Genomic DNA, 12,465 nt, shown 5'->3' with positions numbered 1-12,465 from the left:
CTGTGGAGCACGTACACAACACCGAACCGAAAAACCTCGTCATCTGCTGTGACGGGACCGGCAACGAGATCTCGGAGAACATCTCCAATGTCCTGAAGCTCTATCGCTGCCTGCGCAAGACCGACAAGACGCAGCCGCGGCAGATGGTATTCTACGATCCCGGGGTCGGCACTGTGACGGAGCCGACGACGTGGCACCGGATCAAGGCCGACGTCAGCCTGGTGCTGGGGCTCGCCACGGGCTACGGGTTAGACGCCAACGTGCTCAGCGCCTATTGCTTCCTGGTCGAGCACTATGCGCCCGGCGACAGGATCTACTTGTTCGGTTTTTCGCGCGGGGCTTACACGGTGCGGGTGCTGGCGGGGCTGATTCACAAGATCGGGCTGATCTCGCCGGAGCAGGTGAACCTCGCAGGAAGCGGCATGGTCGCCTACAAGCAATATTCCGGCACCGGGCGCGGCAACGATATCGAGGACCTCAAGGACGTCGCCGTCGACGACCAGGGGCCGCTGCCGAAGGACCAATTCGACCTGGCCGCGCAGTTCGCGCGCATCACCTCGACGCGCTGGCCGACCATCCACTTCATCGGCGTCTGGGACACGGTGGCGAGCGTGATCGTGCCGCGGCGCGACAATTTCTTCTTCGTGTTCAGCCTCGAGGAGCTCGCCTTCACGCGGCGCAATCCGAGCGTCAACATCTTCCGGCAGGCGATCGCGATCGACGAGCGGCGACGCATGTTCCGCCTCAACAAGTACTGGGAGCCGCAGGACTATTGGAGCAATCGCTACGTGCCGGACGAGAAGAAGGTGCCGCAGGACATCCTGCAGGTGTGGTTCGCCGGCGTGCATTGCGACGTCGGCGGCGGCTATCCGGAGGCGGAAAGCGGGGAATCGAAATATCCGCTTGTGTGGATGATCGAGGAGGCCGAGAAGGCGGGGCTGAAGTTGAATCCGCGCACCGTGAACCAGCTCGCCTGGGGCGTCCAGCGCAAGAACTCGCCGTTCAAATATGTGCCGCCGGCCTACACGGGGAAGTCGGGCGAATTACACGATTCGATGAATGCGGCCTGGCGCGTGCTGGAGTATCTGCCGAAGCGCGCAAGGTACAGGGAGTGGCCGGAGCGGAAGGTCTATTTCGGCCTCTATATCCCCGATGGCGAGCCGCGCCTCATCCCCGAGGGCGCGCATGTGCATGAGAGCGTGCTGAAGCGGATGGCGGTGGAGCCGGACTACCGGCCGGTGAACATGCCGAAGGATTACGTCACCGTGCCGATGCCGGTGCCGCCGGGGGTGGATGTGGCGGCGGGGGTTGAGGCTGAGGAGGTGACGGGGTGAGGTGGGGCTCGCGCCACATTCTCGTCATGGCGAGCGCAGCGAAGCATCCAGAGTCTTTCCGCGGAGGCAGCCTGGATTTGCTTCGCTGCGCTCAAATGACGGTGGTGGGGACAGACTCGTGCAACATCACCGGTGTGGTCGCGGGGCTTTCCGCACCCGACTACCGCCACTTTCCGTAGTCGCCGCCACTTTTCATTAAAATTCTCACGCCAACCTTAGCTGGATCGCATCAACTCCTGTGCATCATCCTGCAAAGAGTCCGCCGCTGCGCGGAGTTGGAGGAGATGTGCCAATGCATCCGCGTAAATATGCCCGCGTCAAACCCTCAGGCCTGGTGTCGCGCCAGGCCAAGATCATCACCGACCCGCGCGCGCCTGTGATCAACTGCACGCTGATCGATTATTCGCCGGGCGGCGCCTGTGTCGATCTCGGTGGCCAGGTGCAGATCCCCGACCGCTTCGAGCTCTTGCACGTCAACACCAAGAAGCGCTGCCGGATTGCGTGGAAGCGGGGGTCGCGCGTGGGCGTGGTATTTTAGCGAGCCGCGCGCTGCCTGCTGACCCTGCCCTGGAGGGGGAGGGTAAAAGAGCTACTTCCGCATCCGCGCCTTCGCGCCCGCGACGATCTGCATGGCGACGCCGGCGGTCCAGCCGAACAGGACGAGCCAGCTCCAGGCCATGTGCGGGTCGAGGCGGAGCACGATGACGGCGACGGAGGCGAGCGCGGTCAGCGTGGCGCAGAGCGTGCCGGCCGAGCTCAGGAATTCCGCGGCGTCGATGCTGCTGTGCGCCTCGTCGAACGGCATCTGCGGCGTGTCGATGCCGAGATAGAAGCCGACTGCGCCGAGCAGCATCATCAGCAGCAGAAACCCTTGCGTCGTCAGCGGCGCGATCGCCGATCCGACATAGGCGCCGACGAACAGCCCGCACGCGGCGCCCGCCATCGCGAGCCCCACGCGCTCGAACACGTGGGCAGCTTTACGAACACGAAACCGCATGGCCGGCCTCCGCGAGGCAGTGACTGCGGAGAGGTTAGGCCAGTTTCGGCGAAGGTGAAAGGTTGGGGGAGTTACGGATGCGTGAGGGGTAACTCTTAGGGGGATCCGACTTGAGCGTGTAGCGCACGCTGTCTCCTGTCGTCATTGCAGCGACTTGTTCGCCGAAGCCTCGGCGAAGGCGGAAGCAATCCACAGTCTTTCCGCGGAGGAATTCTGGATTGCTTCGTCGCAAGGGCTCCTCGCAATGACGATCGCGCCTCACGCGCAGTGCGTCCCCCTCACCGCGCCCCGAACGTGGTCTTGCCGAACAGCGCCTTCTGCGTCGAGGGCTGCGAGCGCCAGTATTGCGGCGGGGCTTCGACTTCGCCGCCGAGCTCGGCTGCGGCGTGCCAGCCCCAGCGCGGGTCGTAGAGCATGCCGCGGGCGAGCGCGACCATGTCGGCCTTGCCCGATGCGACGATATCCTCGGCGTGCTTTGCCTCGGAGATCAGGCCGACAGCGATGGTGGTCACTCCCGTCTCGCGCTTGATGGCTTCGGCAAACTGCACCTGGTAGCCGGGGCCGAGCGGAATCTTCTGCAGCGGCGAGACGCCGCCGGAGGAGGCGTCGATCCAGTCGATGCCGCGCGCCTTGAGCGCTTTCGCAAACTCGATGGTCTGCGCCAGATCCCAGCCGCCCTCGACCCAATCGGTCGACGACACCCGCATGCCGATCGGCTTATGGTGCGGGAACACCGCGCGCACGGCATCGTAGATTTCGAGCGGGAAGCGCATGCGGTTCTCGAGCGAGCCGCCATATTCGTCGGTGCGCCGGTTCGAGATCGGCGACAGGAACTGGTGCATGAGATAGCCGTGCGCGCCGTGCAGCTCGATGGCGTCGATGCCGAGCCGGTCGGCGCGCCTGGCGCAGTCGACGAAGGCATCGCGGATGCGTTTCAAGCCGGCGCTGTCCAGCGCGAGCGGAGCGGCCTCGCCCTCCTTGTGCGGCAGCGGCGATGGCGCGACCGTCTGCCAGCCGCCTTGCTCGACCGGAATCAGCTGGCCGCCGTCCCAGGGCCGCGCGCTCGACGCTTTCCGGCCCGCATGGGCGAGCTGCATCGCGACCGCGGTGGAGGAATGCTTGCGCACGGAAGCGAGGATCTGCTTCAGCGCGGCCTCGCAGGCATCGCTGTACAGCCCGAGGCAGCCCGGCGTGATGCGGCCGATCGCCTCCACGTGGGTCGCCTCGATGCAGAACATCGACGCGCCCGACAGGCTGAGATTGTTGATGTGGGTGAAGTGCCAGTCGGTGGCGACGCCGTCGTCGGCCGAATACTGGCACATCGGCGACACCACGATGCGGTTCTTCAACGTCAGGCCGCGCAGCTTGATCGGGGAAAACAGGGCGCTCATGCGGGGAGTTCCGAAGGGTGGGGGTGAAAGCGATTGCATGAAGTTTAGTGGCGGAAACGCGGATTGCCACCCGCGTGGCAGGAATGGCGGCCCGTGGGGTCATGCATTGCGCGCGTCATATCATCACGGGATCGTGCCTCGCTCTCTGCTGTCGTCCTGGCCTGGTTGCGCAATTGCGGACGGGGGCGAGGACCCCAGGAAGCAGTAGATTGCGGAGAATTACTCCACCAGCGTGAACTGCAGCAGCAGGGTGCGCTGGAGCATGGAGAAATTGTCGTCCGACACCAGCGTCAGCACGGTCTCTCCTTCCGCCGTGACGTGGGCGTCGATGCCTTCCATGTTGTCGACCTCCTGGCCGAGATCGGCCCTGAACAGCGCGGGGCCGTCGACCACCGCGCCCGGCGCGATGGATTTGAAAGGGATCGAGCGGATGCGGATGTCGATGCCGGTGAACCAGGAGAATTTGCGTTCGAGGATCAGCAGCTCGCCGGAGGGCAGCAGCACCGCGTCGCTGATGTCGAACTTCTCGGTGCGGCGCACGCTGAACTGGCCGGGCGTCGGACCGCCGATCAGAAATGCGACCAGGTTGCCGTCGGCGTCGAGCCCGCGCTCGGAGAAGGCGATCAGGCTGCCGGCGAGCGGCTGGCCCTTCGGGACCAGGACCAGCGCTTCCAGCCCCTTGTTGTGCGGCAGCTTGCGCAAGGCCGGCGGCACCGGGATCGGCTCGCCGCGGGCGTGGATGCCGCCTTTCGAAAAGTCGTAGCGCAGGATCTGGTTGACGCGCTCGAGCCCGACATAGACCAGGTTGCCGTCGCGCGTCAGCGATTCCGAATCCCACCACATGCGCTTTTCGGTGATCGGCCGCCCCTCCGCGCCCAGCAGCGGCGCGGCTTCGACCTCGTCGAGCCCGGCCATGGCCGTTCCGGAATAACGGATGCGCCCGGTGAACCAGCCGCCCTGGTCGGAGATCGCGAGGAAGCGTTCGCCTTTGGCGTCGAGCCGGATGCCGGAGAGGCCGCCGAAGCCGCGAAAGGGGGAGGTCAGCACCAGGCCGCTGCGATAGTCCAGCGAGCCGAAGCGCGTGCGCGAGCGATCGCGCGGCTCGAAGTTCGGAATCGGGCGCGCGTTGACCTCGAGGCTGACGGGCTCAGCAACGGCGTGCTCGACCTGGAGCGGGCGCGGTGGCGGCTCCGTCGTGGCTTGCGCCTGTGCGAGGCGCGAGAACGCGAGAGAGGAAAATCCCGCCGCCGCGTGGCCAAGAAAGCTGCGGCGGGATGGATGCGTGCTCACGAATGCAGTTTGCGTCGCGGGCGACCGGCCGGCTGGGTGGGCGCGGCGTTGGTCTCGCTGAAGAGTTCAGCGAGCTTTTCGGTGATGGCGCCGCCGAGTTCTTCGGCGTCCACGATCGTAACCGCGCGGCGGTAGTAGCGCGTCACGTCATGGCCGATGCCGATCGCGATCAGCTCGACCGGCGAGCGGGTCTCGATCTCCTCGATGATGTGGCGCAGGTGCCGCTCGAGATAATTGCCGGGATTGACCGACAGCGTGGAATCGTCGACCGGCGCACCGTCCGAGATCATCATCAGGATCTTGCGCTGCTCGGCCCTCGCCAGCAGGCGCTTGTGCGCCCAGTCCAGCGCCTCGCCGTCGATGTTCTCCTTCAGCAGACCCTCGCGCATCATCAGGCCGAGGTTTTTCCGCGCACGGCGCCACGGGGCGTCGGCGGACTTGTAGATGATGTGACGGAGATCATTCAGGCGGCCGGGATTGGCCGGCTTGCCGGCGGCAAGCCACGCCTCGCGCGATTGCCCGCCCTTCCAGGCGCGCGTGGTGAAGCCCAAAATCTCGACCTTGACGCCGCAACGCTCCAGCGTGCGGGCGAGGATGTCGGCGCAGGTCGCGGCGACCGTGATCGGGCGTCCGCGCATCGAGCCGGAATTGTCGAGCAGCAGCGTCACCACGGTGTCGCGGAACGTCGCCTCCTTCTCGTGCATGAAGGACAGCGGGTGATAGGGATCGGTGACGACGCGCGACAGGCGCGCGGGATCGAGGATGCCCTCTTCGAGATCGAACTCCCAGGCGCGGTTCTGCTGCGCCATCAGGCGGCGCTGCAGCCGGTTGGCGAGGCGGGCGACGATGCCCTGCAGGTGCGCGAGCTGCTTGTCGAGATAGGCGCGCAGCCGCTCCAGCTCGTCATGGTCGCAGAGATCCTCGGCGGCGATGACCTCGTCGAACTTGGGCGCGAAGGCGTGATATTCCGGACCGCGCGGCTCGTTCCTGCCATGCGCGTTCGGGCGCGTCGCCTCGCCCGGCGTCTCGTCGTCGCCGAGTTCGCCGTCGTCGAAGGTGTCGGAGGTCGAGGCCTGCGCGCTTTCCATCGCGCTCTCGCTCATCTCCTCCGAGGTCGCCTGCGCCTGGTCGGCGCTCATCTCCTGGGCGGCATCGGAATCGGGCGAGCCCTCGGCACCGGACTGATCGTTGTCGCCGTCCTGGTTCTCGTCGTTGTCCTCGTCGTCCTCGCTGTCGGCGTTGCGCTCGTCGCCGAGCTCGAGCGCCGAGAGCAGGTCATGCACGGCGTCGCCGAACCTGGCCTGGTCCTCGACCACGCCGTCGAGCCGGTCGAGCCGCTTGCCGATCTTGTCTTCGAGGATGGGACGCCAGAGATCGACCATCTTCTTGGCGGCCGTCGGCGGCGCCATGCCGGTGAGGCGCTCGCGCACCAGCATCGCCAGCGCATCGGCCAGCGGCGCATCGGCGCGGTCGGTGATCTCGTCGAACTTGCCGCGATGGAAATGGTCGTCGAGCATCGCGGTGAGGTTTTTCGCAACGCCCGCCATGCGGCGCGCGCCGATCGCCTCGACCCTCGCCTGCTCCACCGCCTCGAACACGCCGCGCGCCTGCGGATTGCCGGGCATCAGCTTGCGGTGAACCTTGGGATCGTGACAGGCGATCTTGAGCGCGATGGAATCGGCGTGGCCGCGCACGATCGCGGCGTCGCGCTTGGTCATCTTGCGCGCCGGCTCCGGCAGCCGCGCCTTGCCCGGCGCAAGCCCCGGGCGCTCGGCGGCGAAGGAGACGTCGAGCTCGGGCGATTTCGCGATCGCCTTGAGGCAGGAGGCCACCGAGCGCTTGAACGGCTCGGTCGGCGCTTCCTTGCTGTTACGGAATTTGGAGTTCGACGTCGTCATCTCGATCTCACCGTTGTCCTAGCCTAGTGCGCAATTGCGCACGGGGGCCAGGACCCATAACCACAGGGAGCAGTCATTGAGCACTGACGGCTCCGAACTTCGCAAAACCACAGCCTGTGGTTATGGGTCCCGGATCTGCGCTCCCTCCAGACGGCGCTTCGCACCGTCAGGAGTCCGCTTGTCCTGGACGACATCTCCAACCTCAGCTGAGCGCCACGTTGACCGCCGATTCCGGCAGCTCCGCGTTGAAGCAGCGCTGGTAGAACTCGGCGACCAGGGGACGCTCGAGCTCGTCGCACTTGTTGAGGAAGGTGACGCGGAACGCGAACCCGATATCGCCGAAGATGTCGGAGTTTTCCGCCCAGGTGATCACCGTGCGCGGGCTCATCACCGTCGACAGATCGCCATTGGCGAAGGCGTTGCGGGTGAGATCGGCAAGGCGGACCATCTTGTTGACGATGTCGCGGCCTTCCTGGGTGCGATAGTGCTTGGCCTTGGCCAGCACGATCTCGACTTCCTCGTCGTGGCTGAGATAGTTCAGCGTCGTGACGATCGACCAGCGGTCCATCTGGCCCTGGTTGATCTGCTGGGTGCCGTGATAGAGGCCAGAGGTGTCGCCGAGGCCGACGGTGTTGGCGGTCGCGAACAGGCGGAAGGCCGGATGCGGCTTGATCACCTTGTTCTGGTCGAGCAGCGTCAGGCGTCCGGAGACTTCCAGCACGCGCTGGATCACGAACATCACGTCCGGGCGGCCGGCGTCGTATTCGTCGAACACCAGCGCGACGTTGTTCTGCAGCGCCCAGGGCAGGATGCCGTCACGGAATTCGGTGACCTGCTTGCCGTCGCGGACCACAATCGAGTCCTTGCCGACGAGATCGATACGGCTGATGTGGCTGTCGAGGTTGACGCGCACGCAGGGCCAGTTCAGGCGGGCGGCAACCTGCTCGATATGGGTGGATTTTCCGGTGCCGTGATAGCCGGTCACCATCACGCGGCGGTTGCGGGCAAAGCCCGCGAGAATGGCGAGCGTGGTGGCGCGGTCGAAGCGGTAATCGGAATCGACTTCGGGCACGTGAGGATCGACTTCGGAATAGGCCGGCACTTCGAGATCGCTGTCGATCCCGAACACCTGGCGCACCGACACCTTCATGTCGGGCAAACCGGAAACTTCCTCAACTTTGGACAGGGCGGCGGTCGTCATCAATCCTCCGAGGCCCCGGGCGATCCCGAGACCAGTTATTGCACGTTGGCTGCGGCTGGGTGCATTTTCGAACCTATCAGAGACAACGTGCCGGCAGAAGCCTGCCCCTCAATCAAAGTTCCGTTGTCTTTTCATTTAGATAGGTGAGGAACGCAGATTTTGGAGGGCTGCCTTGCGAATCACGCTCGAATTTCGGGCGGGGTAATGGGGCTGCCCACGCAAATGGCACTTTCGCCGCTTCTCCCTACATATGTAGGGTCCGAACCGAAAAGTCCCAGCCTGCTACAGAGTCGACGTGACGTCCTTCCTCGATCCCCTCATCGCCTTCGTCTCGGCCCATGCGTGGCTGGCCTACCTGACCCTGTTCCTGGCGGCTCTTCTGGAGGCCGTTCCCGTGGTGGGATCGGTGATCCCCGGCTCGACCATCATCCTGGCACTGAGCGCCCTGGTGCCGGGCGGCGAGCTGAAATTGCCATGGGTACTGCTGGCGGCCGCGCTCGGCGCCATGCTGGGCGACGGCTCGGCCTACTGGATCGGGCACCGGCGGCAGCGCGAGATCCTCAGCACCTGGCCGCTGACCAACTATCCGCGCGTGGTCGAGGAGAGTGAGACCTTCTTCCACCGCTTCGGCACCTGGGCCGTCTTCTTCGCCCGCTTCGTGCCGCCGATCCGCGCCTTCGTACCGGTGACCGCCGGCGCGCTGGGGATGACGCCCCCGAGATTCTATACGGTGAATATCCCGGCCATCCTGGTCTGGGCGCCCGCGCATGTGCTGCCGGGTGTGCTGGCGGTGTCGGCGCTGCACGAATATGCCGGGCTGCATCATCATGGGCACGTCGGCAAGCACATCTGGATGCTGACGGTGGTCGGGGTTGCGATCGTGGTGGGCGTGGCGATGTGGATCTATCGCCGGCGGAATGGCGGTGGTGTCGCGGCCGTCAAGCCGCGGGCCTAATTGGCTTTGGCTGCTGCGGCGACGGAGGTGCGCTCCCTCCCCCGCAAGCGGGAGACGTTAAGACCCTGCCACCCTTCTTCCCGGCGTCGGCCCTACGTATCTTGCCCTTGGCCTTATCAGCTTGCCGAACTGCAATTGCTCACTGGCGTGGGCGATCCAGCCGACGCTGCGGGCCATCGCGAACAGAGCGAGCTCGCTGCCGGCGGGCAGGCGCAGCGCATGGACGAGCACGGCGAGCGCGTAGTCGATGTTGACCAGTTCGCCGGTCGCCTCGACGATCCGCTCGGGGACCTCCCGGGTGAATTTGCGCGGCGCGCCGGCGCGCGACAGTGCGTTCAGCAGCGATTGCGCGCGGGGATCGCCGCGCTTGTAGACACCGTGGCCGAAGCCGGCAAAGCGCTCGCCGAGCGCGACGCGCTCGCGCACCACGGGCGCGACATCGCGATCGACCAGCGTCTTGACGAGCTGCGAGGCCAGCACGCCGGCGCCGCCGTGCTTCGGTCCCTTCAGCGCGGCGAGGCCGGCGATCACGGAATCATAGAGGTTGAGGCCGGTCGAGGCCGCACAGCGCGCGGTGAAGGTCGAGGCGTTCAGTTCATGATCGGCGAGCAGAACCAGCGCGCGGCGGATCAGGTCGGGCGCATGCTTGTTATCGGGCGCCCACGCGCGCGCGACCTGCTGATGCAGCGGCTCGGCCGACGGCTCGGCGTTGAGCATGGTCGCGACCAGCAGGCGGACGATGCGTGCGCCGACCATGGCGCGGCCGTCCGGCGCGCGGGTGAAGGCGCGGGGATCGGCGCACGCAGCTAGCGCCAGCACGGCGATGGCGCGGTCGATCGGCGCCGCCCTGCGGGCGGCTTCCGCGATCGCGCGCATCTCATCGGACATCACGGGCTGATTGTCCGGCGCGAAGGGATCGACGCCCGCGACGTCCCAAAGCAGCGTCGCGGCGTGCTCCAGCGTGTCGTTCTCGGCGAGATCGACGCAGTTGACGCCGCGATAGATCGCGCCGTCCTCGGTGATGGTCGAGATCTCCGTGTCCATCACCGGCAGGTCGGCATCGAAGCTGCGCAGGCCGCGCGGCTCCGGGGATGGGACACGACGCTCTTTGAGGGCGCGGACGTCCTCGGCGCGGTAGCGGTTCTTGCGCGAGTCCGGCGTCGGCTCGGAGCGGATCAGGCCGCGGCTGACATAGGCATAGAGGGTGGCCGGCGAGATGGCGAGCTCGGCGGCGGCTTCCCGGGCGGACAGGTAGAGGCCCTCGGAATTTTTCATATTGATTTATGTAATCAAGATTGATCAATCTGTCGAGAGGCCCGACCTTTCCCAGCGTGCAAATGCAGAAGGGAGATTGGGCCATGAACATCCACCTCACCAAAAGCCAGATTGGGCTGGACGGCGTCCCCGCGGCCGAGACCGTGCTGAGCCATGTCGACGGCGAGCGCGGCGAACTGATCATCGCCGGCGAACATGTCGGCCGGCTTGCCGCCAAATCGAGCTTCGAGGGCGTCACGGCCCGGCTCTGGAACGGCGCCAGCAGGACGACCTTGAGCGAAGCCAATGTGCGCGCGAGCCTGGGCGCCGCACGCGAGCGCGCCTTCGCGCGGCTGGACGAGTTGCTGCCGGCCACGGGGGGCATGGGGATCGTCGACGGGTTTCGCGCGGCGGTCGCGGGACTTCGCGCCGAGCACGGCCTCGAACATGAAGCAACCATCGTCGGCGCGTTTCCGGTGATCGCGGGCGCGCTGGTCCGGCGTGCAAAAGGGCTGGATCCGGTCGCGCCCGATCCGAATGTGAGCCATGCCGCCGATACGCTGCGCATGCTGCACGGGCGCTCGCCTGCGGCGCGCGAGGTCACCGCGCTCGATGCCTATCTCGTCACCGCCAGCGACCACGGCATGAACGCCTCGACCTTCACCGCGCGCGTGGTGGCTTCGACGCAGGCTGACCTGTTCGCCGCCGTGACCGCCGGTTACTGCGCGCTCACGGGCCCGCTGCATGGCGGCGCACCGGAGCCGGTGCTGGAAATGCTGGATGCTATCGGCTCGCGCGAGCGCATCCAGCCGTGGGTGGATGCGGCGCTGGCGCGGGGCGAGCGGATGATGGGCTTTGGCCACCGCGTCTATCGCGTGCGCGATCCGCGCGCCGACGTGCTCAAGACCGCGGTCGAGGCGCTGGCGTCCAACGGCACCAATCTGCCGTTCGCCGGCGAGGTCGAGGCCTACATCCGCAGCGCGCTGCGCAAGAAGAATCCGGACCGGCCGCTGGAGACCAACGTCGAGTTCTTCACCGCGATCCTGCTCGACGCGCTGGCGATCCCACGGCAGGCGTTCACGCCGATCTTCGCGGTGGCACGCAGCGCAGGCTGGACCGCGCACGCCCGAGAGCAGCAGCGGACGGGGCGGTTGATCCGGCCGAGTTCGTCGTATGTCGGTGTGGTGCCGGAGGGGTGATGTCTTTTGCTGACGATCGGTTGGAACGCTGGGTTCTTTCCCTCTCCCCTTGCGGGAGAGGGTGGCATAGGCGGCCTTTCGGCCGCCGTTCTCAAGAACGCCGATGCTTTGCATCGGCTATGGCGTAGCGGCGAGACGGGTAAGGGGTTCTCTCCGCGCACACCCATCTGCATCAGCGCTTGCGGAAGCAACCCCTCATCCGGCGCTCGCGTCACCTTCTCCCACAAGGGGAGAAGGAAGAAGGAGGGAGGCCCTACGCCTCCCGCACCACCGTCTTCAGATAATTATACGCCTTGATGATCTCGATCAGGCGGTCCTCGGTGGAGCGGTCGCCGCCGTTGGCGTCGGGGTGGTGCTGCTTGACCAGCGCCTTGTACTTGCTCTTGACGTCGGCGAGCGTGGCGTCGGGACCGAGGCCCATGACCTGGAGCGCCTTGCGCTCGGCGTTCATCACCTTGCGCGTCTCGGCCTTGGGCTGGGCGTCCGGGCCCTTGCGCCAGTTGGCGCGGCCGTTGATCTCGGAGAACATGCTGAAAGGATCGGACGCCATGTCGATCTCTTCCGCACCCTTCTTGCCGCCATTGGCGCCCATCTTCCAGGTCGGGCGGTGGCCGGTCAGCGCGTCCTTCTGGTAGCGTGCGACCGCTTCGGCATTCATGCCGGAGAAGAAATTGTAGTTCTGGTTGTACTCGCGCACATGGTCGAGGCAGAAGTGCCAGTACTCACGCTGGTTCTCGCGGCCCTTCGGCGCACGGTGCGCGCCTTTGTTCGCACAGCCCGCCCACTCGCAGTTGACGACGGTGTCGCGCGGCTTCACTTCCGGCTGCTTGCCTCGCGGCTTCACGCGGATGGAGTCGAAGAACTTTGATGAATCGATCGGCATGGCTGACTTTGACTACGCAACGCAAAAACCTTCAAGTCTTGACATTGCAATTAGCGTAAGACC

At 66.0% G+C, this 12,465-nt stretch carries 11 protein-coding genes; 4 read left to right on the top strand and 7 right to left on the bottom strand.

What is annotated here, in order from left to right; translation table 11 throughout:
• The first annotated feature begins 2 nt into the window (after positions 1–2).
• Complete coding sequence (locus ACRQ5Q_RS02840; protein ID WP_439395910.1) at positions 3–1,334, top strand: DUF2235 domain-containing protein; 1,332 nt, start codon at positions 3–5, stop codon at positions 1,332–1,334.
• Positions 1,335–1,626: 292 nt separating this feature from the next.
• Positions 1,627–1,872: a PilZ domain-containing protein gene (locus ACRQ5Q_RS02835; RefSeq protein WP_439372586.1), complete on the top strand. Its 246-nt coding sequence runs from the start codon at positions 1,627–1,629 to the stop codon at positions 1,870–1,872.
• A 51-nt stretch (positions 1,873–1,923) separates the two neighbouring features.
• Here ACRQ5Q_RS02835 and ACRQ5Q_RS02830 read toward each other — a convergent pair whose 3' ends face one another.
• From ACRQ5Q_RS02830 to cobS, 5 genes are all read right to left on the bottom strand, one after another.
• Complete coding sequence (locus tag ACRQ5Q_RS02830; RefSeq protein ID WP_439372585.1) at positions 1,924–2,331, bottom strand: hypothetical protein; 408 nt, start codon at positions 2,329–2,331, stop codon at positions 1,924–1,926.
• Positions 2,332–2,609: 278 nt separating this feature from the next.
• A complete protein-coding gene (locus ACRQ5Q_RS02825) occupies positions 2,610–3,722 on the bottom strand; it encodes an NADH:flavin oxidoreductase/NADH oxidase (protein WP_439372584.1) in 1,113 nt (370 codons plus the stop codon).
• Between the two features lie 219 nt (positions 3,723–3,941).
• Positions 3,942–5,012 (bottom strand): esterase-like activity of phytase family protein, encoded by a 1,071-nt coding sequence (locus ACRQ5Q_RS02820; protein ID WP_439395908.1) that lies wholly within the window; start codon positions 5,010–5,012, stop codon positions 3,942–3,944.
• A complete protein-coding gene (gene cobT, locus ACRQ5Q_RS02815) occupies positions 5,009–6,910 on the bottom strand; it encodes a cobaltochelatase subunit CobT (protein WP_439372582.1) in 1,902 nt (633 codons plus the stop codon). Before cobT ends, ACRQ5Q_RS02820 begins: the two co-directional genes overlap by 4 nt.
• A 202-nt stretch (positions 6,911–7,112) precedes the next feature.
• Positions 7,113–8,111 (bottom strand): cobaltochelatase subunit CobS, encoded by a 999-nt coding sequence (gene cobS / locus ACRQ5Q_RS02810; protein WP_025032652.1) that lies wholly within the window; start codon positions 8,109–8,111, stop codon positions 7,113–7,115.
• 295 nt (positions 8,112–8,406) lie between these two features.
• On the opposite strand from cobS, the gene ACRQ5Q_RS02805 reads away from it, so the two are divergent.
• Positions 8,407–9,066: a DedA family protein gene (locus tag ACRQ5Q_RS02805; protein ID WP_439372581.1), complete on the top strand. Its 660-nt coding sequence runs from the start codon at positions 8,407–8,409 to the stop codon at positions 9,064–9,066.
• Between the two features lie 57 nt (positions 9,067–9,123).
• Here ACRQ5Q_RS02805 and ACRQ5Q_RS02800 read toward each other — a convergent pair whose 3' ends face one another.
• Positions 9,124–10,341, bottom strand: coding sequence for a citrate/2-methylcitrate synthase (locus tag ACRQ5Q_RS02800; protein WP_439395906.1), 1,218 nt, complete (start codon positions 10,339–10,341; stop codon positions 9,124–9,126).
• Positions 10,342–10,424: 83 nt separating this feature from the next.
• Between ACRQ5Q_RS02800 and ACRQ5Q_RS02795 the strand changes: the two genes are divergently transcribed.
• Positions 10,425–11,519 carry a citrate synthase/methylcitrate synthase gene (locus tag ACRQ5Q_RS02795; RefSeq protein WP_439395904.1) on the top strand — a complete coding sequence of 365 codons (1,095 nt, stop codon included), beginning with the start codon at positions 10,425–10,427 and terminating at the stop codon, positions 11,517–11,519.
• A gap of 253 nt (positions 11,520–11,772) precedes the next feature.
• Here ACRQ5Q_RS02795 and ACRQ5Q_RS02790 read toward each other — a convergent pair whose 3' ends face one another.
• Entirely contained in the window at positions 11,773–12,402 is a 630-nt protein-coding gene (locus tag ACRQ5Q_RS02790; protein ID WP_439372578.1) for a J domain-containing protein, read from the bottom strand.
• Between the last annotated feature and the right edge of the window lie 63 nt (positions 12,403–12,465).

The organism is Bradyrhizobium sp. PMVTL-01, from assembly GCF_051861855.1.
Lineage (GTDB): Bacteria > Pseudomonadota > Alphaproteobacteria > Rhizobiales > Xanthobacteraceae > Bradyrhizobium.
This window is presented reverse-complemented; position numbering and strand designations above follow the sequence as displayed.